Origin of the sequence: Collinsella sp. TF10-11AT (genome assembly GCF_003437565.1) — a bacterium.
Classification (GTDB): domain Bacteria; phylum Actinomycetota; class Coriobacteriia; order Coriobacteriales; family Coriobacteriaceae; genus Collinsella.
In genome coordinates this window covers 20343-43891 of the sequence record NZ_QSQW01000009.1, presented here as the reverse complement: position 1 = coordinate 43891, position 23549 = coordinate 20343, and the positions used below count along the sequence as shown (strand labels likewise).

The following is a 23549-nucleotide window of genomic DNA, read 5'->3' as shown; positions in this document are numbered from 1 at the left end:
TTAAAGGCATTCAACAAGCCCTTAAGCCCGCATTAGCTTAAAGTATGCTAGGTGTCGCACCAAAATGTTGGCTATTTACTCATCAGACCCGAAAAACGCGCAACTACCGCGCTCCTAAGAAAGCGTGAGCAGCTCCGGCAGCTGGTCGATAATCTTGTCCGCGGCATCTTGGCTAAAGCCAAAGCGCTCCTCGCGCTTGGCAATAACTGTCAGACCGGCGCGCTTGCCGGCAGTGATGCCAGGCACCGAATCCTCAACGCAGCAGCAGCGATTCGCGGGCAGCCCCAGTAGGTCAAGCGCATGCAGGTAGATGTCGGGCTCGGGCTTGCTCTCCTTAAACTGCTCGCCACTCACCACATACTCAAAGGCATCCGACAGCCCGCACGCATTGAGTACTTCCTCGATGCTATCCATGGGCGACGAGCTAGCAAGCGCCACGCGAACGCCGCGGCGCGGCAGCTCTCGAATCGTATCCACGGCGCCTGGGTTAATCAAAGTCTGATAGTCGCGCGGACGTTTATGCGCCCACTCATCCCAACGGGCCAACGCCTCCTCGCCAGTAAAATGTCCCTTACCGGCACGCTCAAACCAATCGACCAGCATGTGGAGAAAGAACTGATGCGAGGTACCGACCTGCCCGTTCAACTCCTCTTGGGTCAGGTTCAACCCAAGCTCCTTGGCAAACGCGGCAGTCTCGCCCAGATAGTAATACTCGGTATCGACAATGACACCGTCCATGTCAAAGATAACGGCGTCGAACGGAAATGCGGACACGGCACCCTCCCTAACAAAAGGGCGCCTGTAAGCAGGCGCCCGAACCATGCATTATCGGCGATTCTAGCCCAGCAGCTTATCCAGCGCCACTGCAATACCGTCTTCGTTGTTATTGGCGGTCACCATCTGGGCTACCGCCTTAACCTCATCGACGGCGTTGCCCATGGCAACACCGGTACCCGCCCACTCAATCATGGACTTGTCGTTCTGGCCGTCGCCAAACGAGACGACCTCGCTGGCATCGATACCGAGCTTGGGCAGGGCACCCTCGAGCGCGCGGGCCTTGTCGATACCGGGCGCCGTGTACTCAAAGTACCAGTCGGCCGTAAACATGCCCGAAAGCGTCTGGGTAAAGGGCGCATACATCTCCTCGTAATGCGCCTGTAGGTAGGCCGGGTCGCCTGCCGTCAGCAGCTTGTCCACGGGATAAGCGTCCACAACCTCATGCAAGCTCTCGACCTCGCGGATCTTAAGGTCACACGCATCGCGCTCGTATTTGACGATGTTTTTCTGCGAGCCATCCGGCAGCGTAATCATGCAGCGGTACGAATCCTCGACATGCAGATCGCGACCGAGCGAAATCATAGGGATCACGTCAAAATTGCGCAGATGATCAATCAGGCGATGCAATTCGTCGGCAGGCATAGCCTGATCGAACAGCACCTCGTCGGTCTGAGCATCGACGACGTGCGCGCCATTAAAGGCAACTAGCAGACCATCATGGTTCTGAAGGTCGAGCTCCTGCGCCAAGGCATGCAGCCCCCATGCGGGACGACCCGAAGCCAAGATAAGCTTAATGCCCGACTCCTGCGTCGCGAGCAGCTTCTCGCGCGTACGCGGGCTGATGACCTTTTGATCGTTGGTGAGCGTACCGTCGATATCCATTGCGATGGCTTTGATTGCCATATATGCCTCCCTGTCATTGAACAACCTTGTCTGAGCCATCATACAGAACACCCACGGCGGCGCTGTTTGCAACGGGAAAAATGTCATATTGTCCCAAACATGAACGGCGCGCCTTCGACGATTGCGATGCCCGTCGAGGCGCCTCCCGATACATTCCATCCTATCCAAATAGCAAGGGGCCCGTATCCCAACGGATACGGGCCCCTTTCAGCCATAAGCCAACTCAGCCGTAAAGACTACTTGCGATGAGCGCGATAGAACTCGATGAGCGCCTGGGTCGAAGCGTCCTGCTCGGCCTTGGCGGCGTCGTCGTGGAAGGCCGGGGTGATCTGCTTGGCAAGCTGCTTGCCCAGCTCGACGCCCCACTGGTCGTAGGAGTCGATGCCCCAGACCGTGCCCTCGACAAACGTGATGTGCTCGTACAGGGCGATGAGCTCGCCGAGTGCGAACGGGGTCAGCGTGTCGCCGAAGATCGAGGTCGTCGGACGGTTGCCCTCAAAGCAGCGGGCCGGGACGATCCGCTCGGGCGTGCCCTCGGCACGAACCTCGTCGGCCGTCTTACCAAAGGCGAGCGCCTTGGTCTGGGCCAGGAAGTTGCCCAGGAACAGCTCGTGGACGTCCTGGCCGCTGTCGGTTGCGGGGTTGGCAGTGTTGGCGAAAGCGATAAAGTCGGCCGGGACCACCACGGTGCCCTGGTGCAGCAGCTGGTAGAAGGCGTGCTGACCGTTGGTACCGGGCTCGCCCCAGAAGATCTCACCGGTATCGGAGGTCACAGCGCTGCCGTCCCAGCGGACGTGCTTGCCGTTGGACTCCATGGTGAGCTGTTGCAGGTAGGCCGGGAAGCGGTGCAGATACTGGCAGTACGGCAGCACGGCGTGGCTCTTGGAACCGAAGAAGTTGACGTACCAGACGTTGAGCAGGCCCATCAGCGCGACGGCGTTGTTCTCGAGCGGGGTGTTGCAGAAGTACTCGTCGATGGCGTGGAAGCCCTCAAGGAACTGCTGGAAGCGCTCGGGGCCGAGCACGACGATCAGCGACAGGCCCACGGCGGAGTCGACAGAGTAGCGGCCGCCGACCCAGTTCCAGAAACCAAAAGCGTTGGCGGGGTCGATGCCGAAGGCCTCGACCTTCTCGAGTGCGGTGGAAACGGCGACAAAGTGCTTGGCCACGGCCTCGGCGTTCTGCTCATCGGAGCCGTCGATGGCACCCTGAGCCTTGAGCTGCTCGAGCATCCAGGTCTTGACCTCACGAGCGTTGGTGAGGGTCTCGAGCGTGGTGAAAGTCTTGGAGACGATAATCACGAGCGTGGTCTCGGGATCGAGGCCCTTGAGCTTCTCTGCCTGATCGTTGGGGTCGATGTTGGAGATGTAGCGGCAGTCAATACCGGCGTCGGCGTAGGGACGCAGGGCCTCGTAGGCCATGACCGGGCCCAGATCGGAGCCGCCGATGCCGATGGACACCAGGTGCTCGATCTTTTTGCCGGTAACACCCTTCCACTCACCGGAGCGCACGCGCTCGGCGAAGGCATACATGCGGTCGAGAACCTCGTGCACGTCGGCGACGACGTCCTGGCCGTCGACGATGAGCTGGCCCTTCTCGCTTGCCGGGCGGCGCAGCGCGGTGTGCAGGACGGCGCGGTCCTCGGTGGTGTTGATGTGCTCGCCGGAGAACATGGCGTCGCGGCGCTCCTCGAGCTTCACCTCGCGGGCAAGATCGCACAGCAGCTTGACGGTCTCATCAGTCACCAGGTTCTTGGACAGGTCGAAGTGCAGGTCACCGGCGTCAAAGCTCAGCTTGTTCACGCGCTCGGCATCGGCGGCGAACCAGGCCTTGAGGTCGATACCCTCGGCCTCGAGCTTCTCCTGATGGGCCTCGAGCGCCTTCCAAGCGGCAGTCGACGTAGCATCGATAGGTGCGGCAACAGTTGCCATAGAGTCCTCCTCAGCATACGGGCGCACGCCTCCATGCGCCCGGACATTCAGATGCCACTATTCTAGCGCAGGTCAAGACTATAATCAGCGAGCGTTGCCAATCGGCCCCCAAACGGCAACCGACCAAAAAGGGACAGGTTTAATTTGGCAGGTCAAACGCTTTACCAATCAAAAATAACCTATCCCTTTATGCCAAATATTAGGCCGCAGCGCAGACGCTACCGAGCAACTCACGCAGAGGAGACCCGATGCCCTCCAGCAGTTCGGGCGCGATGATGGCAAAAACGGGAACCTCGCCGGCCCCCACGACGGCAGGCACCTTGCCCTCCGAGACGATACATCCATAAGGGACAAAACCGTCTTCGCCGACATCGAGCGCCGCCATGCGACGGGCGAGCTCGCGCGCAAAGCCGGCAGTATCGGCATCGCCAATCGCCAAGACAAAGTCCACGCCTTCGTCGGTCGCCAGGGCCACGGCTTCGTCGATCAGCTCGTCTCCTCCGTCGCCTTCAACCGAGCCGCAGCGGAAAAGCACGCGCTCGAGCAGGGCGCGATCAACCGAGCCCAGCGCCGCCGAAACGAGCTCATCACGCGTGTGCTTGTCGCCTCCCAGCACGACCAGTGCCTTGGTGCCGCCATAGTGGGCAACCAATCGCCCGCACCAGCGAGCCACATCCCCATCCGCAACCAAGCGCGTCGGCATACCAAACCCATAGTTGACCATTATCCCCACAACCCTTCCGTGCTTTATGGTGGTATCAATCGTTAGCCTCATGCTACGAAGCGAGGTTTTCCGAGCTGTTTCGCACTCTTTAGAGCTGCGTTAAAACCCGATTCATGACCGACCAAAACAAACCAGTCCCTTTTTGACAGGTTTTGACGATGTCCGGACGAGCGGGTATTATCGAACAGGTATTCGATAAGAACATGTGTTTGATGAAAGGACACGGATGGCGCACGAGCAGCACACCTATATCTGCATCGACCTCAAGACGTTTTATGCCAGCGTCGAGTGCGTCGACCGTGGGCTCGATCCGCTCACCACCAACCTGGTCGTTGCCGACGAATCGCGCGGGCGCACGACCATCTGCCTCGCCATCACACAGGCCATGAAGGACCTCGGGATACACAATCGCTGCCGTCGGTTCGAAATTCCCGATGGCATCGACTACATCACGGCCGTACCGCGCATGCAGCATTACATGGAGGTGTCGGCGAAAATCTACGGTATCTATCTGGAATACGTCAGCCCCCAGGACGTGCACGTCTACTCCATCGATGAGTGCTTTATCGACGTGACGCCCTATCTGGACCTCTATCACACAGATGCGGAAGGGTTCGCCTGCACGCTGCGCGACGAGGTCCTCGCGCGCACCGGCATCACGGCGACGGTCGGCATCGGCCCCAACCTATTCCAGGCCAAGGTAGCGCTCGACATTACCGCCAAGCACGTACCCAGCCGCATCGGCATACTCGACGACGAGACCTTTCGCAAGGAGATCTGGCCCCATCGTCCCATCACCGATATCTGGGGCATCGGTCCCGGCGTGGCAGCCCGCCTCGAGAAATACGGCGTCTACGATCTGATGGGCGTCGCGGCGCTCGACGAAAACCTGCTTTACGACGAGCTCGGCGTCAATGCCGAATATCTCATCGACCATGCCTTCGGGCGCGAGCCGACAACCATCGCCGATATCCAAGCCTATCGCCCGCAAGCAACTTCGACCACCACAGGACAGGTGCTCTCGAAGGGCTATGCCTACGAGCAGGCCTACACCGTCTTGCGCGAAATGGTCGACAACGCCGTGTTGGATCTAGTCGATAAGCACGTGGTCTGCGACAGTATCTCGCTCTTTGTGGGCTACGCGAGCGAGCGCGCCGACATACGCCGGCTCAACGCCAGCGGCACGGCGCAGTATATAGACGGCTGCGGACACTTGCGCTCGAGCACCTCGGGCATCGAGCCCGCAGCGACCGACGGCCCCGAGCTCGCGCCCCGTGCTCCCAAGCCCGTCCAGCGCGATGACGAAAGGCGTCGCCTGGTGCGCGAAGCGCAGGCAATCGATGGCATCTTTGTGGGAGAGCATGGCGGCAAACCGCGTGGTGGCTATGCCGCACTCTTTGCGCACTCCAACGCCTCGCGAAAGCTGCCCGAGCGCACTAATTCGTTTAAGAAAATCATGGGGTATTTCGATGACCTTTGGGCACAAACGGTCGATCCCAAACGACCGGTCAAGCGCATCAACCTGGGATTTGGCAATCTTGTGCCCGAGGAATTTGCCACCATCGATCTGTTCAGCGATATCGAGGCCGATGAGCGCGAGCGCGACCTGGCGCGCGCCGTCCTGGCCGTGAAAGGCAAGTACGGCAAGAACGCGCTCGTCAAGGGATTAAGCTTTACCGCCGGCGCCACCGCGCGCGAACGCAACGGCCAAGTTGGAGGACATCGTGCCTAAACCCAAGCAGCAGCCCGTGCGCCCGCCGACCGCCTTCGAGCGCCTGGCGGACCCCGAGGGCAGACGCCGCGCCGCCGACCCCAACCTCACTGCCAACGGTGCCGTGCGCGCCAACCGCGCCGCACAGTTTATGCCCTTTGCCGCCCTCACGGGATACTACGAACTCGTGCGCAAGCAGGAAATCACCGTCGAGTCAAAACGTGAGCTCACGGAAGAAAAAGCCCTCGTACTTTCTAAAAAGCTCGAGGGTCTCAAACGTGGCGACTTGGTTCGTGTCACCTATTACGATACATACGGCTATCGCAGCCGCACGGGCATTCTCGACGAAGTATTACCCGCATTCAAGCTGCTCAAACTCAGGGATATCGCCATCAACTTCGACGATATCCAAGGCATCAAGCTGCGTGGTCGAGCCTAGCGACGAGAACGCTTACGCAAGACGAGAGCAATGCCAAGTACTGCGGCAGCTGCAACCAGCAATCCCAAGACCAGCGTGAGGGTCGAGTCGCCAGCGTGAGGCAGCGAGCCGTCCTTCGGAGTCTTCTTAGCGGTCGTCGTGACGGTGGTCGTGGTGCTGCTCGACTGGTCGTTGCCGCCCGTCTGGCTGCCACCAGGTTGATCGCCGCCACCCGGCTGCGAGGGATCCGTGGGCTCCGTCGGATCCGGAGTACCGGGATCAATCGGATTCTCAGAATTCTCCTTGCGCTGGATCCAAACCTGGCAGCCATTGAACGGGTTGGCGGTACCGAGGCACAGACCCTGGTTGGTCACCGCAAAGGTGCGCAGACCATGGTTATACGGATCGTTAAAGCCATTGGTCGTCAGCGTCGTAAAGTTCACGCCGTCCTCGGTCACATACATATCAAAGCCACGCTCGGCATCGCGAAGGTAACACATGCACGTAAGCACGCTCTGCAGCTTCTTGAGGTTATCCTCGCTCAGCAGCTTATCGAGCGCATCCTGAATATCGCTCGGCAGCTCGGTGCCATAGGCATCCTCGTACTGCTGCTTCAGGTTCTCATAGCTATCGAGCATGTCCTGATACTGGTCGGCAAAGGACTTGAAGTACGCGATCTCGCCATCGATCTTCTGGACATAAGCGGCGTCGTCCTCAAAGTCCTGGGACATCGTCGCGGCCTGATCGCAAAGATCGCCCGTGGCATCCTCCAGCGCATCGCTCAGGTCGCCAAAGCCCTTAGCAACCTCAGTCTTCTCGTCATCGACATCGGCAGCTTCGTTCGAATCATCGACCTCGACGGCCTCGTTTGAATCATCGTCCGCAAGCGTGTTCACGGGAACGATGGGGTCGTCAGGCGATTTCTTGTCGAGCAGGTGATTGAGCAGGTCCCTAAGGCGCTGAACCTGAGAGTCCCACTCCTCGGGCGTCATATCGATAATGTCGCCATTGGAGAACTGGCCGATCGGCTCAAGCAGGCTCGCGGTATCAAAGGTACCGATATACAGCTTGCCGTCGAACTTCTGCATGCGCCAAATGTACTGGTTCTCGTTTCGGCCAAAGCCCGAAGTCAGGCCGGAAATACCGCCCTCGGGGAACATGTCGGTGCGATCGCCAACGACGAGCTCCATGTTCTCGTCCTTGTCCATGCGATAGATGTTGACCGACTGCTCAAGATTGGCATTCACAAACGAGCAGTCAACGCCACCCATGCTGTTCTTGCCGCCCTCTTCGGTGTTGGATTTGTTGAACAGGATGCGCTCGAGAGCAATCTCCTCGTCGTTGTATTCACCGATATAGAGGTAGTCGTTGTAGACGATGAGGTTAGCAGCGCCAGAACGGGTACGGGCAGGATCGATGCCAAAGCAGTACTTTGCACCGTCCGTCTCCTGATCGCCAACAATGGGAGTCCACGAATAGCTGCCGTCGGCGTTCTTGTCGCCACGGACCATGGCGAACGACTGCATGGAATTATCATCGGGAGCGTTCTCGGGCGTACCGGTGCAGATGGTCGCATAGAGATGGCCATTGTACGAGACCATATCCCAAATGGCGCCGCCGTAGATGCTGTCCTGATAGCGAATCGCCGGATAGCCAAACAGCGTGCCCGAGTTGGCAATCTCGGTGAAGCTGTCCTGGCCCTTCGACGGGTCAGACGACGTCAGGATTGTCGACACAAAGTTACCGGCCGCGTCTTTACCCACATTACTGATGACGAGCTGGCCATCATGGACACACATGCCGCGGATACCGGTAGAAATGCCCTGCTTGTAGGCAGCACCGTAATCCTGCATGCTCGAAAGGCCCTGATAGACAACTTTGTACTCATCCGTCTTAGGATCGATCTCATATACAGCAGGCAGGCCGCTTTTGCCGCCATTGGTCCTGACGCTGCCGCAGAAATAGAGCTTACCCTTATAGCTCACGGCATTGCGGAACAAAGGACCGACGCCGTTGAGCGATTCAGAGAGCAGCAGCTTGGTCTCACCGGTCTTGGTATTAATCTTGACCAGGATGCCGCCGCTGTCCTTGTCGGCCGTGCCGTCCTCCTTCTGCTGTCCATAGAAGAAGGTGCCGTTAAACATGGCCTCCAGCGTCAGGCGCATGGTCTCGGCATCAAAGGAATCGCCCAGCACGCCGTTCATGAGCGTCAGCGTGTTGCCCATCGCCGCATAGCAGGTGCCCACATAAAGCCAGTCACCATAGCTCGCAGCCGCCCAAGTGTAGCTCTGGCCGCGATCGCCTTCATTGTTGGCCGTGTTACCATCGGCGCCCGGAACGGCAACGGCACCGTCACCCTGGTAGTCGACGATGCCATCCGGCTGCGACGTTCCTACCGTAGGATGCGAGAGCTTCTCAAAGGAATACCCATTTCCCGCATTGTAGGTAACGGCACCCGAAGCGTCTTCGGCGTGCGCCGGCAGCGGCGATACCAAGATAGCGGCAAGCGCTGCCACCAAGCCAAGTGTTCCCACTCGTCTCATAAGGCTATAGCCTCCCCTGTCCTTAAGCCCAGTTTTAGCATTCATCATCTCTGTCCACGTTTAATTGCAATCTGGGCACAGCAATAATCAGCATATAAATTTACACCTGTAATTTTTCTTATGGGATAGCGAATGCTCGATTGGTCACGAATTCCGCGCGAACCGTCACCAAACTCCACTTTCTCCACATCCGCGAGTTGTTTTTTGCGCAAATTTTAGGACGTCGATAGCCCCAATGGGGAGGAGGCCGGTACCCATTGGAGAGGGCGGCATCTACATTTTCATAACGAAATAGCCCGCACCTCTCACCGCCGTCTCGAGTGCCTCGCGGTCAATCGGACGCTTCGAACGCACGCGCGCCGTGTGGTCCGCGTACGTTACCGTTGCCCACACACCATTCAGCGCATTGAGGGCATTGGCCACATTCTGAGCGCAGCCATCGCAGCTCATGCCGCCGATGAGCAGCTCATCGCTATAGGGGTAGTGGGACGGATCGGTATCCGCAACCACTACCTTCTTGGCCTTCTTACCGCTCGTGCCATCGCTGCAGCAGCTCTTTCCGTGTGTCGAAGCGACAATACGCCGCAGGCCAAAGAACATGCCGACGACAATCGCGGCAAGCACGATGATATTTGCAGGGTTTAGCAAGTCTTCCATGCGATCCCCTTTCTCCAAACTCTTATACCTATACCCCCATGGGGTGTTCCCATCTTACTCCAAACTCGTGTCGGTTCGGTCAATTAGTTTCCCGCTTCAAACTTTTTTGTTGACCTTGGCTTACTTTCGTGTATAAGTTTTCCTAGGCTAACAACTGAGGACCCGAAAGGAGCATCGTGACTCGAACCATTGACATCCCAACATACCAAACGGCTGTCGTGCGCAACTGCTCCCCTACGCTCGCAGGTATCAAGCCGGCCTCGCTCTTTACCTATCCCGGCGTTTACGCCAACCAAGGCGGAAAACCCGGCGCCGCCCATATCGAAGAGCGACGCTCTCGCCTGCTCGCGGTCATTGCCCAATGCAACCGCGAGCTCCAGCCACTCGGGATCCATATGAGCGTTTTGGTCTGGCGCCCCTGCGGAGCGCTCATCTATGTGTACCGCCCTGCGGACCTCATGCGATACCTCTCCGACCCCCGCGCCACGACGGCGCTTACCGCCGAAGGTTACGATGTCCACAACCTGCCCGCATCCCTGGTGCATCTCGCCGCGCGCATCACGCTGGCAAGCAGCAATGCCGCAGAAAGCGCCTATGACAGCAGCGTCTGCGCACTCGCGCGAAATAGGCACTGCGATACGGGGTGCATGTGCGAGTTCCCCCACGAAATTGGCTATTTTTTGGGCTATCCCTACGAAGATGTCCATCAGTTTATCGTCCAGCACGGCGAAAACTATAAGGTCTTTGGCGCATGGAAGGTATACACAAACGTTGAGCAGGCGCTCACGACCTTCGATTCCTATCGCGCATGCACGCAATACCTTACGTACATCTATCAACAGGGCTGCACCCTGGGACAACTTGTCCAGGCAACCCGATAGAGCATACAAAACGCGGCCGCACACCGCACAACCGAAAGGAAAACATATGAGCAAGATCGCAGTCGTCTACTGGAGTGGTACAGGCAACACCGAGGCCATGGCAAACTTCGTTGCCGAAGGTGCAACCGATGCCGGCACCGAGGCAGAGGTCATCTCCTGCGCCGACTTCTCCGCAGATAAGGCCGCCGACTACGACGCCTTTGCCTTCGGCTGCCCCGCCATGGGCTCCGAGGAACTCGAGTACGATGAGTTCCAGCCGATGTGGGACGAAGTCAAGGAAACCCTCGGTGACAAGAAGGTCGTCCTCTTTGGCTCCTATTCGTGGGCCGAGGGCGAGTGGATGGACAACTGGAAGGCCGACGCCGACGAGGCAGGTGTCAACGTCGTCGATTCCGTCATCTGCTACGACGCTCCCGACGATGAGGGCGAGGCGGCCTGCCGCGCCCTTGGAGCCGAGCTCGCCTAGCGGCAATGAGCTCCGCCCATAACGCGCTCTGCACCAAAACACATTCGCATCCCAACAAAAACGGGAGCCGGATCACATCCGGCTCCCGTTTTCTGTTATGTCAGTCATATAAAGCGGCTACGAGATATTTCCCAAGAACGCCTTGGTGCGCTCGCTCTTGGGGTGGTCGAAGACCTCGCTCGGCGTACCCTCTTCCACGATAACGCCGCCGTCCATAAAGACGACGCGGTCGGCGACGTCGCGGGCAAAGCCCATCTCATGCGTCACGACGATCATGGTCATACCGTCACGTGCAAGATCGCGCATAACGCCAAGAACGTCGCGAACCAGCTCGGGGTCGAGTGCCGACGTGGCCTCGTCAAAGAGCATGACGTGAGGGTTCATCGACAGGGCGCGGGCGATGGCAACGCGCTGCTGCTGGCCACCCGAGAGCTGGCTCGGCATAAAGTCGATGCGCTCGGCAAGACCGACCTTGGTCAGCTCCTCGATAGCGATTTTCTCGGCCTCTTCCTTGCTGCGCTTGAGTACCTTTTGCTGTGCGAGCATGACGTTCTTTTTGACTGACAGGTGCGGGAACAAATTGAACTGCTGGAACACCATACCCAGATGCGTACGTACCTTGTTAAGGTCGACGCCCTTGGCGCAAACGTCCACGCCCTCAACGACGATCGAGCCGCTCGTGGGATGCTCCAGACGATTGATGCAGCGAAGCATCGTCGACTTGCCCGAGCCCGAAGGACCCAGGACTACGACGACCTCGCCCTTGTGCACATCCAGATCGATATCGCGCAGGACCACGTTATCGCCGAAGGCCTTCTGGAGGTTCTTGATGCTGACGACGACCTCGTTCGAGTTATTGGTTTCGCTCATGATAGGACCTCCTTACAGACCGGCGATGTGGTCGGCGGGCGTCGCGACGACCTGTCCAGCGCTCTTGGCGGGACGCTTCTTCTTGGTTTCGGCCGTCCCCAGAAGCCTCGCCTCAAGACCGCTCACCAAGCGAGCAAGCGGCAGGGTGATGACCAGGTAGAACAGGGCGGCAACCACATACGGCGTAATGGAACCCGTCGTGGCCACGATGGTACGGGCGTTCATGACGATCTCGACCACGCCCACGGCCGCGAGCAGCGACGTATCCTTGTAAAGCAGGATGAACTCACTGGTCAGCGTAGGCAGGACATTGCGGAACGTCTGCGGAATCATCACGTAGAGCAGTGTCTGGAAGGCATTCATGCCCAGCGAGCGCGCGGCCTCGTTTTGGCCCTTGGGGATCGACTGAATACCGGCACGGAAGATCTCGCACAGGTAGGCGGACGAGTTCATGGCCATGACGATGACGCCCAGCACATAATCGTCAACCTTGACGCCGGCCAGCGGCAGGCCAAAGAACGCGATGTAGATCTGCAGGAACGCCGGCGTACCGCGGATGATATTCACATAGATGCCGGCAAGGCAACGCAGGATGCGCGACTTGGAGATGCGCATGAGTGACAAGGCAAAGCCAAAGGGAATGGCCAACGGAAATGCCACGAGCACGATCGAGAGCGACATGAGGAAGCCTTTGAATACGATCGGCAGGCTCTGAACCAAAATGACCGGGTTCAGGAACAGGCGAAGGAACATGTTGGAATTCCATGCCTCGACCCACGGCTGCTCCTTAAGGTCGGCCAGGAAGTTATCGAATGCCGTCACGCCCTTAATCTCGACGGAAGGAATCTTGGAGATCTTCTTGGTTGAACCGTCAGCCAACGTGTAGGTGCCGCTAAAAGCCTCGTCGCCGCCCTCGACGGGGAAGGTCACGCCGTAGACCTCGACACGGAAATAGCCGCCGGCCGGAGCCGTCTCGCCAAAATCGATCTTGAGCGTCTGGCCGTCGACCTTGCACGTAGGCTTCATGGGCGTACGGTCCATGAGGTCCTCGCCCGAGAGCATCGTCAATCGCGTGTCATCGGTACCAAACGTCGTGCCGTCGACAAACGTCAGCGATAGACCGCTCAGCTCCTCGTCGGCATCGGCCTGAACTTCCCAGGTAATGCGCGTCTCGGTGCCGCCGACCACAGCGCTGCCCGAACCGGTGTTGGGTCGGGCAGTAATCTTTGCGGTCTCAAGCGCCTGGGCGGTCGTGGGCGCATATGCCCCCGCGCACACCAGCGCGAGCGCCACGGCCATGACGCAGGCTAGCTTTTGGAGCAAGGCGGGCAGTGAAAAACGCTGCTCCGTGGCCCCTTTGTTCAGTCGAGACAAGGTGGCTCCTATCGTAGAAGTTGCCGACAAAACGAGACGGAAACGCTCTCCGTCAAGAGAGGCGCAAAGGCCCTCTCCGCAAAACGGAAAGGGCCCGCGCGCAATCAAGCATTAATTTACTTGATGTTGTACTTAGCCATGAGGGCGTCAACGGTACCGTCGTCGGTCAGGTCCTTGATGGCCTGGTTGATGTCGTCCTTGAGCTTGGTGTTGCCCTGGTTGATGGCGATGGCGTACTCCTCGCCGGTGCTGACCTGCTTGATGGTCTGGCAGGTGTTGAACTGCTCGGCGGTCAGCTGGCTGGCAACGGAGCGGTTGGTGACTACGGCATCGCCCTTATCGGACTGCAGGGCGCTGAAGCACTCGGTGGCGTCCTTGTAGGGAACGATCTTAGCCTTGGGGAAGTTTTCCTGAGCAAAGGCCTCGGCGGTCGATCCAGACTGGACGATGATGGTAGCGTCGGCGTTGTTGAGCTTCTCGCTGTAGTTGTCGGCCGTGATGTCGGTGTTATCGACCTTGGTCACGATAGCCTGATCGTCCATGTAGTAGGAATCGGAGAAAGTGACTTCCTTCTCACGCTCGGGCGTGTCGGTGATAGCCGCGATGGAAACGTCATACTTGGCGCCCGAAGCGACACCCGGAACCAGCGTGTCAAAGTCATTGTTGACGTACTCGACATCCAGGCCCAGCTTGTCGCCGATAGCCTTGATAAGCTCAAGGTCAAAGCCCTGATAATCGCCGTTGTCATCCTTGTACTCAAACGGAGCGTACTCGGCAGAGGTGCCGACGGTCAGCGTACCGTCCTTGACGAGCGCGTACTCCTTGGAGCCGTCGACCTTCTCGACCTTAGCGTCGTCAGAGCTGCTGGAACCGGCATCAGAACCAGAGGTGGCGTTGGACGAGCCGCAGCCCGTCAGTGCGAGGGCGAGTGCCATGGCGCCCGTGGCGGCAAATGCGCCAAGCTTCTTCAGCTTCATAATCAGTCTCCTTCCGGTGACCCCGTTTGATTCAGAGGTCTGCAAAAACTGTTGGATATTATGCGCCCGTTTGGAAGAATCCGCAATTAGAAAACTGATTGAAACAAACCCATAACGTGAATGGAACACTCCACTTTATGACAGTCATTACTGCTGCAATGACCTTAACAGTTTGATTTCAGCCGCATAACCTGCAAGTTCGTTCGGTGTCTCCAAAATGAATGGCAATGCGCGCAAGCGGCCATTCGATACAATATTCTGCATAACCTGCATACCGCCGCCAAACTCCTCGCTGCCAAGGTAGCCCTTGCCGATGCACTCATGACGATCTTTATGGGCACCACTGGGGTTCTTCGAATCGTTGATGTGTACGGCACGCAAGCGGTCGATACCCACCACGCGGTCGAACTCGTCGAGTACGCCGTCCAGATCATGGATGATGTCGTAGCCGGCATCGCTCACATGGCAGGTGTCCAGACACACGCCCAGCTTGTCCGATAGCTCTGGACGCCTGGCGGCAGCACCCTCGATAATGCGCGCCAGCTCTTCAAAGCTACGGCCCACCTCGGTACCCTTTCCCGCCATGGTCTCGAGCAGCACCGTCGTCTGCTGCCCCTCAAACATCACCTGACACAAGGTGTCGACGATCATCTGAATGCCGGCATCAGTCCCCTGCCCCACATGCGCGCCGGGGTGGAAGTTGTAGTAGTTGCCGGGCAGCGCTTCCAGACGCTGCAAGTCCTCGGCCATTGCCTCCAAGGCAAACTCGCGTGCCCGCTCTTTGGCAGAACAGGGGTTGTAGGAATAGGGGGCATGAGCCACAAGCGGGCCAAAGTCGTTTTTCTCCATAAGCTCGCGCAGGGCCGCCACGTCATCCATGTCAAGATCTTTCGCCTTGCCGCCGCGCGGGTTGCGCGTGAAGAATGCAAAGGTGTTGGCGCCAATGGATAGCGCCGTCTCCCCCATCGCCCGATAGCCCTTCGTCGTCGAAAGATGACACCCAATCGTCAGCATCTCCAGCTCCCCCTCATCAGTTGCGGTGAAATAGTTCCTGTCGATGCCCTATTCTGCCGCAAACAGGAACTATTCCACCGCAACTTATAAAAGGGGCATCAGGAACGCGTTTTGCAAAAGGCTTTAAGCGCGGCCGTTACGGGGCCAGGCTGGAAACGTCGGCGCACATCGTCGAGACGCTCAGGAATATCGATGTGCTGCGGGCAGTGACGTGCGCATTTGCCGCATTTGACGCAATTGCTCACCAACTTGGGCTCACTCGTCCGCACCGCGCTCGCCGTAAAATACTGCGACAGGCCCGTAAACCAGCTGTGCGCATAGCTTGCGTTGTAGGCGGCGAAACACCCAGGGATATTGATGCCTTTGGGACACGGCATGCAGTAGCCGCAGCCCGTACAGGGCACGCGATTCGATTTCTCAAACTCTCCCAGCACACGCGCGATGGTATCGAGCTGCTCTGTCGTCATCGAATTCGGCAGTGCGCGATCCGCCAATGCCGCGTTCTCGTCCACCTGCGCGGTATCGGTCATGCCCGAAAGCAGCATCGTGACTTGAGGATGGTTCCACACCCACGAAAGGCCCCAGGCGGCAGGAGTGCGCAAATGCGGGTCAGGGGCGCCATCGAGCACAGCGCGGGCCCGCGGCGGCAGCTTGCCCGCTAAACGCCCGCCCAGCAGCGGCTCCATCACAAACACCGCGAGCCCGCGCTCCGCAGCCGCCATGAGTCCCGCCGTCCCCGCTTGGTAGCGCTCTCCAGCGTAGTTGTACTGGATCTGGCAAAAATCCCAGTCACACGCGTCAAGCATCGTGAGGAAGTCCGCCGCACTGCCGTGATACGAAAAACCTATCTGGCGAATACGCCCCGCAGCCTTTTGGTGCGCAATCCAGTCCTCGATGCCCAACGCCACCACGCGCTCCCACTGGGCGGGCGAGGTGATGTTGTGCATAAGGTAGTAGTCGATATGGTCGGTCCGCAAACGGTGCAGCTGCTCGTCAAAAAAGCGGTCGAAATCCTCCGCACATTTGCACGAAGCGTGCGGCAACTTAGTCGCCAGCAACACCCGGTCACGCAGCCCCAAGCGCTCAAGTGAGGCGCCCACGCACACCTCGTTACCGGGATAAAGATACGCAGTATCCAGATAATTAATCCCCTGTTCCACCGCACGGGAAATGATGGCATCGGCCGTCTTCGCATCGGGGTGTCCCGGCGCACCGGGAAATCTCATGCAGCCCAGACCCAGAGCAGATATTCGGTTACCACTTTTGGGGTCAACGCGGTATTGCACGGCCCCTCCTTTCGCCATCAGCGCCCCGGCAAGACGAAACACAATGGTCACGCGGCCGAAACATCGTGGAATCGCAATCGAGAACGTATCGTAACGCAGCAGAAATCGAGCTGTCACGGCACCGCTTTAACATCAGCAAAAAGCCCGATGAAAGGAGCAACAAACAAATACGGCCATCCGGTGCACGCAGCATGGTCCGGCAGCATACAATCCATCAGGCGCCCCTTACGCGGGCGCCTTTTATATGGGGAGATGATTCGCATGCAGATCAACAAGATCGCCTTTATCGGCAAGGGCGGCGTCGGCCTGCTCTACGGCAGCATGATTGCCAAGGCCCTCGGCAATGACGCCGTCGAATACGTTATGGATGACGCCCGTTTTGAGCGTCACGCAAACGATGCGCTCACCGTCAACGGCAAGCCCTGTGCGCTCAAGTCCGTCCGCGCCAGCAAGGCAACGCCCGCCGATCTGGTCATCCTGACGGTCAAGACCACCGGTCTCGACCAAGCACTCAAGACTATGGAGCGCGTCGTGGGACCCAATACGCTCATCGCCTCGCTGTGCAACGGCATCACGAGCGAGCAAAAGATTGCCGAGCGCTTTGGCTGGGAGCATACCGTTCTTGGTATTTGCCAGGGCATGGACGCTGTGTTTCTCAACGGAGAGCTCACCTTTACCAACACGGGCGAAATCCGCTTTGGCGCGGCGGCCGGTACGGATCCCGCAGCCATCACCGCAATCGACGAGCTCTACACGCGCTGCGGCATCGCACACACCGTCGAGAGCGACATTGCGCACCGCATGTGGGCCAAACTCATGCTCAACGACGGCATCAACCAGACCTGCATGGCCTACGGCGGCACGTACGGAAGCGCCACGGAGCCGGGCTCCGAGCAGCGTCGCTGCCTTGTTTCCGCCATGCGCGAAACGCTTGCGGTCGCCAACGCCGAGGGCGTTGAGCTGACCGAGGCAGACCTGACGCAGATGGTGCACCTCATCGAAGGAATCGATCCCGCCGGCATGCCCTCGATGGCGCAAGACCGCGTCGCGCGGCGCAAAACCGAGGTCGAGGAGTTCGCCGGCACCATCTGCCGTCTGGCGGCCAAGCACGATATCCAGGCACCGCAGAACGAATGGCTCTATCAGCGCATTCGCGATATCGAGGCAAGCTGGTAGCGCCCGACTCACCACGTCAACAGACTCAACAGCAAAGCCGCCGCAAGGGCACTCCCCTTACGGCGGCTTTCATCTTCATCTATAACCAGTAGTCGATGTCCCGACGGTCAGAGCTGCGACTCCGAGGCCTGGCCCTCATCGTCGCGACAAAGGACTACACCCGCACTTCCCAGCAGCGCGGCCGCAATCAGCGCGCCAACCACGATTGGAGCAGCCCCGCATGACCCCTGCATGCCCGCAATGAGCGCGGCCGTAGGACCAAGGCAACCAAGCACCAATGCGACGGCGGCAACGGCGATATCTCGAGCGTTCACAAGACCACTTCCTCCAAGAGAAAGACCTTATTTCTCATGAACTAGTGTGCCCCGCGCCCATATGCGCGGCGTACTGCCACGGTAAGCGCTCTGTTAACTCAAGCACGCACAAAAAACGAACGCCCTTACGTTGCCCAAAGGCTCGGTAAAGACGCCCGCCCGTCATGTCCTATTGGCTTATGGCAGATTACCAGCCAGTGTAGTAGTCGGTGGTTCCGGCAGCGCAGCCGGAGTCATAGACCTTGCACTCGCCCTTGGAACCGGTAAACGTAGAGCCTTGGGCCTTATCGCCCGCGGCAACGACGTAGTAACCATCGGAATCGCGCCAAAAGCCCTCGGAATCCTGCGTCCACTCGCCCGTGCGGTGGTGATACAACACGTTGCTGCTGTAATAAGTCTCGCGGCGGCCGTTATAGTTATTGACGCCGCTCGAGCGCGTCAGACCCGAGCCGTTCGCGTAATACGCAGCAGACGTATAAGACGAGCCGGAGCCGGCGTTGTAATACGAAGCCTGAACGGCCTCAGCGGCCTCGGCTTCGGCTGCGGCAGCCTCGAGCGCCTCGCGCTTGGCATCCTCAAGCGTGGAGCGAAGCTCGTCGAGCTCGGTCGACTTGGCGTCGACTTCCCCCATCGTCAACAGGCTACCCGCACCGTCGATGCAACCCTGCAACACAGCGCGCTCGTCATCGGTAGCATAGTCGCCATACATATTCATAATGATCTGAGCGCGCATCTCCAGGGAATCGCGCTTTGCCCCCATCGAGGCGTTCCACTCCTGCATAGAGCCATAACCGTCGCCGCGGTAGTCGACGGGCTGCACCAGCGTCGCCTCGGACGGCGCAGATCCGACCGTATCGGATAGTGTTGCCGCGTGGGCATCAGTTGCGCCGGCGCCCGCCAAAAGTGCCACGGTCAGAGCGGCGGAAAGGGCGGCGGCTTTCGGTTTTCGTGAATCGATCCTCATGTAGCTGGAAACCTCCGTAGTGCGTTTTTGCTGCGTTTGAGCTGCGTGTGATTTAATCGCGCTGCATAGTACCCCGAGCAAATCGCGACCTGCGGTTTTACTCAAAAGGCGCACGTCAATTGCGTAAAACTCACATCCTCTCAACAGGAGTTTTCCACATCTCGATTGCATAAAGCGTGTCAAAAACCCTGTTTTTGCACCCTCTCTATGCAAAAACGACGCCTGTGCAACCATTGTTCGCACAGGCGCCTTGAGCAGGCATTTTATGCAGTTATACCTATCGAGTCGCAAGGGGTCCTTGCACAAGTCGCCTTACTCGTCCAGCGCGGCAAAGGCCTGCTTCAGATCCCAAATGATATCCTCGGCGTTCTCGGTACCGATGGAAAGACGGATCGTGGAGGGCGTGATGTTCTGCTCGGCGAGCTCCTCGGCAGAGAGCTGGGAGTGCGTGGTGGTAGCCGGGTGCACGACGAGCGACTTGACGTCGGCCACGTTGGCGAGCAGCGAGAACACCTGCAGATGATCGATGAACTTCCATGCAGCCTCCTGGCCACCCTTAATCTCAAAGGTAAAGATCGAAGCACCGCCACGGGGGAAGTACTTCTGATAGAGCTCGTGATCGGGGTGCTCAGGCAGGCTCGGGTGATTCACCTTGGCGACGTGGCTGTCGCCAGCCAGGAACTCAACGACCTTCTTGGTGTTCTCGACATGACGGTCGACGCGCAGCGACAGAGTCTCGGTGCCCTGGAGCAGGACCCAGGCGTTGAACGGGCTGATGCAGGCGCCCTCGTCACGCAGCAGGATAGCGCGGACATAGGTTGCGAAGGCGGTGGGACCGGCAGCCTCGGCAAACGAAACACCATGGTAGGAGGGGTTGGGCTCAGCGATCTGGGCGTACTTGCCACTCGCCTTCCAATCGAAGTTACCGCCGTCGACGATCACACCGCCCAGCGAGGTACCGTGGCCGCCGATGAACTTGGTTGCGGAGTGGACGACGATGTTGGCGCCGTGCTCCAGCGGACGGAACAGATACGGGGTGCCGAAGGTGTTGTCGACGACAACCGGCAGACCGTGCTTCTTGGCAATCTCGGAGATGGCGTCGATGTTGGGGATGTCAGAGTTGGGGTTGCCGAGCGTCTCGAGATAGATGACCGTGGTGCTGTCCTTGATGGCACCCTCAACCTCTTCCAGGTTATGGGCATCGACAAACGTGGTCTCGACGCCAAACTGGGAGAGCGTATGCTCCAGCAGGTTGTAGGAGCCACCGTAGATGGTCTTCTGAGCCACCACGTGGTCACCAGCCTGAGCAAGAGCCTGCAGGGTATAGGTGATGGCAGCAGCGCCGGAGGCGACGGCAAGACCTGCCACGCCGCCCTCGAGCGCGGCGATACGGTCCTCGAAGACGCCCTGGGTGGAGTTGGTCAGACGGCCGTAGATGTTACCGGCGTCGGCAAGACCAAAGCGGTCGGCGGCGTGCTGGGAGTTGCGGAACACATAGCTCGTGGTCTGGTAGATAGGCACGGCACGGGAGTCGGATGCGGGATCGGCACTCTCCTGGCCAACGTGCAGCTGCAGGGTATCGAAACCAAAGGTGTGCTCGGGGTTGTTGATGAACTGGCTCATGATGATCTCCTTGATCGAACGAAAGTAAGTAAAAAGAGAGAAGTAAGTCGCTGTCTCCTGATCACGCCGACGGGCGCAAACAGGAGCCCGGCATTCGTCTTGGTAAGCAATTCATATGCGGGCCTCCTTTCGCGTCCCGATTCCGTAGTCGGCTTAATAACCTACCGCCTTTGTGTGTTTTGAATAGTACGGGCATTGTCTTCCTCGGTCAATCACTAAAAAGCGCTAACTTGTTATCTGTTTTATAGATAACTATCGAAAGGATGGCGTCGATGACCCTTCAGCAGCTTCGTTTTCTGATCGCCGTGGCAGAGTCCGGCTCAATCAACGCCGCAGCTCAGCGCCTCTATACCGCTCAGTCCAACATCTCAAACGCCGTCAAAAGCCTGGAACAGGAACTCCATCTGGAGATCTTTACGCGCTCCAGCCGCGGCGTCACGCTCACCAACGACGGCACCGAGCTTTTGGGCTATGCGCGCCAGGTCGTAGAGCAGGCCGACATGCTCGAGGCACGCTACGAGAACGGCGGCACCCCGCAAGCCCGCCTCGCCATTTCCGCCCAGCACTACGCCTTTTCGGTCGAGGCCTTTGTCAACGTGGTCGAGCGCTGCCGCGACAGCAAGTTCGAGTTCATCATGCGCGAGACCACCACATCGCAGATCATCGATGACGTCCGTGCGTTTCGCAGCGATATCGGCATTCTGTATCTGGATGACTTTAACGCCCGCGTTCTGCAGAAGGCCTTCGCCGATGCCCGCGCAAGCTTCCATCCCCTATTCGACGCGACGGTCCACGTATTCGTCAGCGAACGCCACCCGCTCGCACGCCGCCCTCAGCTGTCCCTTGCCGACCTCGCGCCCTATACGCGCTACAGCTTTGAGCAGGGAACCTCAAACTCCTTCTATTACGCCGAGGAACCTTTTAGCTATATCCCTTGCGACCGCAACATACGAATATCGGACCGCGGAACACTTACCAACTTACTTATCACGTCGAACGGTTACACCCTGTCGACCGGTGTCCTCTCCAATGAAATGCAATGGGGCATGGCATCGATCCCGTTAGCAGACGCCCCAACGATGCACGTTGGCTACATCATGCACGACGAGCGCAAGCCCTCTCTCCTCTTGCAGCAATACCTCGACGAGCTCAACCGCATCATCCATGCCAGCTAACAGTCGGAAGACGGGGCAGAAATCGTAGATTGCTGGCCCCCGGCGGGCATGGCGCTACAATGGTCACTCACATGAAATGCACTCAAAGAAAGGAAACCCGTGAAGGTCATCATCTATACCGACGGCTCGGCCCGATCAAATCCGGGACGCGGCGGCTACGGCGCCGTGCTCAAATACACCAACCCCGCCGGCAAGACCTTTACCTCCGAGCTCTCGCGCGGCTACGCCAAGACCACCAACAACCGCATGGAGCTCATGGCCGTTATCGTGGCGCTCGAGGCACTCAACCGCCCCTGCGAGGTCGAAGTCCATTCCGATTCGCAGTACGTCGTCAACGCCTTTAAGAAGCACTGGATCGACGGCTGGAAAAAGCGCGGGTGGAAAACCGCCAACAAGCAGCCCGTCAAGAACCGCGACCTGTGGGAGCGCCTACTCACCGCCAAAAGCAAGCATAAGGTTGAGTTCATCTGGGTTAAGGGTCACGCCGGCCACGAGCTCAATGAGCGCTGCGATGAGCTCGCCACCACGGCGGCCGACGGCAGCAACCTCGATATCGACACCGGCTTTAACGAGAGCGACCTGTAATAGCGTTTTCGCACAGCTTTATATCCCCACGCGCTACACTCATCCTGTAGACCAAACAACGCAAGGGGGACGTATGCTGCGCATCGCGACCATCGGCACATCCATGATCACCGACGACTTTATCCAAGTCGTCAACGCCAACGACCAAGCCGCGTTTGTGGGCACGCTTTCACGCGATGCCAATCGCGGTGCTGCCTTTACCGCCGAGCGCGATGGCGAGCGAAACTTTATCTCACTCGATGAGCTTGCGGCAGCCGCCGACGTCGACGCCGTCTATATCGGCAGCCCCAACGCACTTCACTACGAGCAGGCCCTTGCCTGCATCGCCGGTGGCAAGCACGTCATCGTCGAGAAGCCCTTCTGCGCCACCGAAGCGCAGGCGCTGGAAGTCTTCCGCGCTGCCGAGGCAGCAGGTGTCGTGGCCCTCGAGGCCATGCGTCCCCTCCACGATCCCGCCTTCCACGCCATCGAGGACGCCCTGGGCGAGATCGCCCCCATCCGCCGCGCCTCATTGCGCTTTGGCAAATATTCCTCGCGCTACAACGAGATTCTCGCGGGACGCGCCACCAATATCTTCGACTGCAATATGGCATCGGGTTCCCTCATGGACATTGGCGTCTATACCGTCGAGCCCATGGTCGAGATCTTTGGCATGCCCTCCGGCCTTACGAGCATGACCACTCTGCTCGATCCCACCACGCGACGGCTCACGCACGGCCCCATCGATGGCTGCGGTTCCATCCTCGCCAGCTACGGCGGCGGCCGTATCTCCGTCGAGCTCGCGCACTCCAAAATTACGAATGACCTGCTGCCCTCGCAGATCGAAGGCGAGCGTGGCACTATCCAGATCGACCATCTGTCCACGCCCCGCAACGTCCGCATCGACTATCGCGGCGACGTCGTACGCGGCTCGGCGACCGAGGCACCGCGCGAACAGGGAGACAACGGCCGCGTGCTCGACCTGCCCAAATCGAGCAACACTATGGAATACGAACTCACAGACTTTATCACCGCCATCGGCGGCATCGATAACGTTAAGGAAGAGATTTGGGAGACCCCGGCGGGACGCCACGAGCTTGGCCACTACCGCGATGTCACACTCGTCTCACTGCGCATCATGGATGCCGTGCGCCAGCAGGCCGGCATAACCTTCCCGGCCGACGCAGGCAAGCAGGCATAG

Annotated in this window: 22 protein-coding genes; 8 read left to right on the top strand and 14 right to left on the bottom strand. The window is 58.9% G+C overall.

Going from position 1 to position 23549, the window contains the following annotated elements; all coding sequences use genetic code 11:
- Positions 1 to 114: 114 nt before the first annotated feature.
- The 4 genes from DXC99_RS07165 to DXC99_RS07150 form a co-directional block, all read right to left on the bottom strand.
- Positions 115 to 774, bottom strand: a complete 660-nt coding sequence (locus DXC99_RS07165) for an HAD family phosphatase (protein ID WP_334204046.1) — start codon at positions 772 to 774, stop codon at positions 115 to 117.
- Positions 775 to 837: 63 nt separating this feature from the next.
- The gene (locus tag DXC99_RS07160) at positions 838 to 1680 is read right to left on the bottom strand and encodes a Cof-type HAD-IIB family hydrolase (RefSeq protein ID WP_199408887.1); all 843 of its coding nucleotides are present in this window, start codon (positions 1678 to 1680) and stop codon (positions 838 to 840) included.
- Positions 1681 to 1916: 236 nt separating this feature from the next.
- On the bottom strand, positions 1917 to 3611 hold the full coding sequence (pgi, locus tag DXC99_RS07155) for a glucose-6-phosphate isomerase (protein WP_117583900.1): 1695 nt from the start codon (positions 3609 to 3611) through the stop codon (positions 1917 to 1919).
- A 199-nt stretch (positions 3612 to 3810) separates the two neighbouring features.
- Positions 3811 to 4335, bottom strand: a complete 525-nt coding sequence (locus DXC99_RS07150; RefSeq protein WP_158551676.1) for an iron-containing alcohol dehydrogenase — start codon at positions 4333 to 4335, stop codon at positions 3811 to 3813.
- Between the two features lie 226 nt (positions 4336 to 4561).
- On the opposite strand from DXC99_RS07150, the gene DXC99_RS07145 reads away from it, so the two are divergent.
- Together DXC99_RS07145 and DXC99_RS07140 are read left to right on the top strand one after the other, a co-directional pair.
- Positions 4562 to 6067 (top strand): DNA repair protein, encoded by a 1506-nt coding sequence (locus tag DXC99_RS07145; protein ID WP_117629745.1) that lies wholly within the window; start codon positions 4562 to 4564, stop codon positions 6065 to 6067.
- On the top strand, positions 6060 to 6485 hold the full coding sequence (locus DXC99_RS07140; RefSeq protein WP_233505694.1) for a hypothetical protein: 426 nt from the start codon (positions 6060 to 6062) through the stop codon (positions 6483 to 6485). The genes DXC99_RS07145 and DXC99_RS07140 overlap by 8 nt, the downstream gene beginning before the upstream one ends.
- On the opposite strand, the gene DXC99_RS07135 is transcribed toward DXC99_RS07140, so the two are convergent.
- Complete coding sequence (locus tag DXC99_RS07135) at positions 6482 to 9007, bottom strand: hypothetical protein (protein WP_147329354.1); 2526 nt, start codon at positions 9005 to 9007, stop codon at positions 6482 to 6484. The two genes, DXC99_RS07140 and DXC99_RS07135, sit on opposite strands and share 4 nt — an antisense overlap.
- A gap of 273 nt (positions 9008 to 9280) precedes the next feature.
- On the bottom strand, positions 9281 to 9664 hold the full coding sequence (locus DXC99_RS07130) for a heavy-metal-associated domain-containing protein (protein ID WP_117629743.1): 384 nt from the start codon (positions 9662 to 9664) through the stop codon (positions 9281 to 9283).
- A gap of 176 nt (positions 9665 to 9840) precedes the next feature.
- Here DXC99_RS07130 and DXC99_RS07125 point away from each other — a divergent pair, with 176 nt between their 5' ends.
- Together DXC99_RS07125 and DXC99_RS07120 are read left to right on the top strand one after the other, a co-directional pair.
- Positions 9841 to 10545 carry a DUF3793 family protein gene (locus DXC99_RS07125; RefSeq protein WP_158551283.1) on the top strand — a complete coding sequence of 235 codons (705 nt, stop codon included), beginning with the start codon at positions 9841 to 9843 and terminating at the stop codon, positions 10543 to 10545.
- A 46-nt stretch (positions 10546 to 10591) separates the two neighbouring features.
- Positions 10592 to 11011, top strand: coding sequence for a flavodoxin (locus DXC99_RS07120; RefSeq protein WP_117629741.1), 420 nt, complete (start codon positions 10592 to 10594; stop codon positions 11009 to 11011).
- A 117-nt stretch (positions 11012 to 11128) separates the two neighbouring features.
- Here the strand turns inward: DXC99_RS07120 and DXC99_RS07115 are convergent, their stop codons facing one another.
- The 5 genes from DXC99_RS07115 to DXC99_RS07095 all read right to left on the bottom strand — a co-directional run bounded on the left by DXC99_RS07115 (position 11129) and on the right by DXC99_RS07095 (position 16532).
- On the bottom strand, positions 11129 to 11881 hold the full coding sequence (locus DXC99_RS07115; protein WP_117629740.1) for an amino acid ABC transporter ATP-binding protein: 753 nt from the start codon (positions 11879 to 11881) through the stop codon (positions 11129 to 11131).
- 12 nt (positions 11882 to 11893) lie between these two features.
- On the bottom strand, positions 11894 to 13255 hold the full coding sequence (locus DXC99_RS07110) for an ABC transporter permease subunit (RefSeq protein ID WP_233505693.1): 1362 nt from the start codon (positions 13253 to 13255) through the stop codon (positions 11894 to 11896).
- A 116-nt stretch (positions 13256 to 13371) separates the two neighbouring features.
- Positions 13372 to 14232, bottom strand: a complete 861-nt coding sequence (locus DXC99_RS07105) for an ABC transporter substrate-binding protein (RefSeq protein ID WP_117629739.1) — start codon at positions 14230 to 14232, stop codon at positions 13372 to 13374.
- A gap of 147 nt (positions 14233 to 14379) precedes the next feature.
- The gene (locus tag DXC99_RS07100; RefSeq protein ID WP_117583894.1) at positions 14380 to 15246 is read right to left on the bottom strand and encodes a deoxyribonuclease IV; all 867 of its coding nucleotides are present in this window, start codon (positions 15244 to 15246) and stop codon (positions 14380 to 14382) included.
- Between the two features lie 98 nt (positions 15247 to 15344).
- Entirely contained in the window at positions 15345 to 16532 is a 1188-nt protein-coding gene (locus DXC99_RS07095; protein ID WP_117629738.1) for an aldo/keto reductase, read from the bottom strand.
- A 261-nt stretch (positions 16533 to 16793) separates the two neighbouring features.
- On the opposite strand from DXC99_RS07095, the gene DXC99_RS07090 reads away from it, so the two are divergent.
- Positions 16794 to 17708 (top strand): ketopantoate reductase family protein, encoded by a 915-nt coding sequence (locus DXC99_RS07090; RefSeq protein WP_233503834.1) that lies wholly within the window; start codon positions 16794 to 16796, stop codon positions 17706 to 17708.
- 107 nt (positions 17709 to 17815) lie between these two features.
- On the opposite strand, the gene DXC99_RS07085 is transcribed toward DXC99_RS07090, so the two are convergent.
- The 3 genes from DXC99_RS07085 to DXC99_RS07075 all read right to left on the bottom strand — a co-directional run bounded on the left by DXC99_RS07085 (position 17816) and on the right by DXC99_RS07075 (position 20609).
- Entirely contained in the window at positions 17816 to 18022 is a 207-nt protein-coding gene (locus DXC99_RS07085) for a hypothetical protein (RefSeq protein WP_117583891.1), read from the bottom strand.
- Positions 18023 to 18209: 187 nt separating this feature from the next.
- The gene (locus DXC99_RS07080) at positions 18210 to 18986 is read right to left on the bottom strand and encodes a hypothetical protein (protein WP_117583890.1); all 777 of its coding nucleotides are present in this window, start codon (positions 18984 to 18986) and stop codon (positions 18210 to 18212) included.
- A 312-nt stretch (positions 18987 to 19298) separates the two neighbouring features.
- On the bottom strand, positions 19299 to 20609 hold the full coding sequence (locus DXC99_RS07075) for an O-acetylhomoserine aminocarboxypropyltransferase/cysteine synthase family protein (RefSeq protein ID WP_117583889.1): 1311 nt from the start codon (positions 20607 to 20609) through the stop codon (positions 19299 to 19301).
- Positions 20610 to 20881: 272 nt separating this feature from the next.
- On the opposite strand from DXC99_RS07075, the gene DXC99_RS07070 reads away from it, so the two are divergent.
- The 3 genes from DXC99_RS07070 (at position 20882) to DXC99_RS07060 (ending at position 23549) form a co-directional block, all read left to right on the top strand.
- Positions 20882 to 21784 (top strand): LysR family transcriptional regulator, encoded by a 903-nt coding sequence (locus tag DXC99_RS07070; protein WP_117583888.1) that lies wholly within the window; start codon positions 20882 to 20884, stop codon positions 21782 to 21784.
- 99 nt (positions 21785 to 21883) lie between these two features.
- Positions 21884 to 22369 (top strand): ribonuclease HI, encoded by a 486-nt coding sequence (gene rnhA, locus DXC99_RS07065; RefSeq protein WP_117583887.1) that lies wholly within the window; start codon positions 21884 to 21886, stop codon positions 22367 to 22369.
- A gap of 73 nt (positions 22370 to 22442) precedes the next feature.
- Positions 22443 to 23549, top strand: coding sequence for a Gfo/Idh/MocA family protein (locus DXC99_RS07060; protein WP_117583886.1), 1107 nt, complete (start codon positions 22443 to 22445; stop codon positions 23547 to 23549).

What these genes read in the sequence shown, in the direction of transcription:
- DXC99_RS07160 (WP_199408887.1), bottom strand. Translation starts at nt 1,680, where the DNA reads ATGGCAATCAAAGCCATCGCAATGGATATCGACGGTACGCTCACCAAC.
- pgi (WP_117583900.1), bottom strand. Translation starts at nt 3,611, where the DNA reads ATGGCAACTGTTGCCGCACCTATCGATGCTACGTCGACTGCCGCTTGG.
- DXC99_RS07150 (WP_158551676.1), bottom strand. Translation starts at nt 4,335, where the DNA reads ATGGTCAACTATGGGTTTGGTATGCCGACGCGCTTGGTTGCGGATGGG.
- DXC99_RS07145 (WP_117629745.1), top strand. Translation starts at nt 4,562, where the DNA reads ATGGCGCACGAGCAGCACACCTATATCTGCATCGACCTCAAGACGTTT.
- DXC99_RS07135 (WP_147329354.1), bottom strand. Translation starts at nt 9,007, where the DNA reads ATGAGACGAGTGGGAACACTTGGCTTGGTGGCAGCGCTTGCCGCTATC.
- DXC99_RS07130 (WP_117629743.1), bottom strand. Translation starts at nt 9,664, where the DNA reads ATGGAAGACTTGCTAAACCCTGCAAATATCATCGTGCTTGCCGCGATT.
- DXC99_RS07120 (WP_117629741.1), top strand. Translation starts at nt 10,592, where the DNA reads ATGAGCAAGATCGCAGTCGTCTACTGGAGTGGTACAGGCAACACCGAG.
- DXC99_RS07115 (WP_117629740.1), bottom strand. Translation starts at nt 11,881, where the DNA reads ATGAGCGAAACCAATAACTCGAACGAGGTCGTCGTCAGCATCAAGAAC.
- DXC99_RS07105 (WP_117629739.1), bottom strand. Translation starts at nt 14,232, where the DNA reads ATGAAGCTGAAGAAGCTTGGCGCATTTGCCGCCACGGGCGCCATGGCA.
- DXC99_RS07100 (WP_117583894.1), bottom strand. Translation starts at nt 15,246, where the DNA reads ATGCTGACGATTGGGTGTCATCTTTCGACGACGAAGGGCTATCGGGCG.
- DXC99_RS07090 (WP_233503834.1), top strand. Translation starts at nt 16,794, where the DNA reads ATGCAGATCAACAAGATCGCCTTTATCGGCAAGGGCGGCGTCGGCCTG.
- DXC99_RS07080 (WP_117583890.1), bottom strand. Translation starts at nt 18,986, where the DNA reads ATGAGGATCGATTCACGAAAACCGAAAGCCGCCGCCCTTTCCGCCGCT.
- DXC99_RS07075 (WP_117583889.1), bottom strand. Translation starts at nt 20,609, where the DNA reads ATGAGCCAGTTCATCAACAACCCCGAGCACACCTTTGGTTTCGATACC.
- DXC99_RS07070 (WP_117583888.1), top strand. Translation starts at nt 20,882, where the DNA reads ATGACCCTTCAGCAGCTTCGTTTTCTGATCGCCGTGGCAGAGTCCGGC.
- DXC99_RS07060 (WP_117583886.1), top strand. Translation starts at nt 22,443, where the DNA reads ATGCTGCGCATCGCGACCATCGGCACATCCATGATCACCGACGACTTT.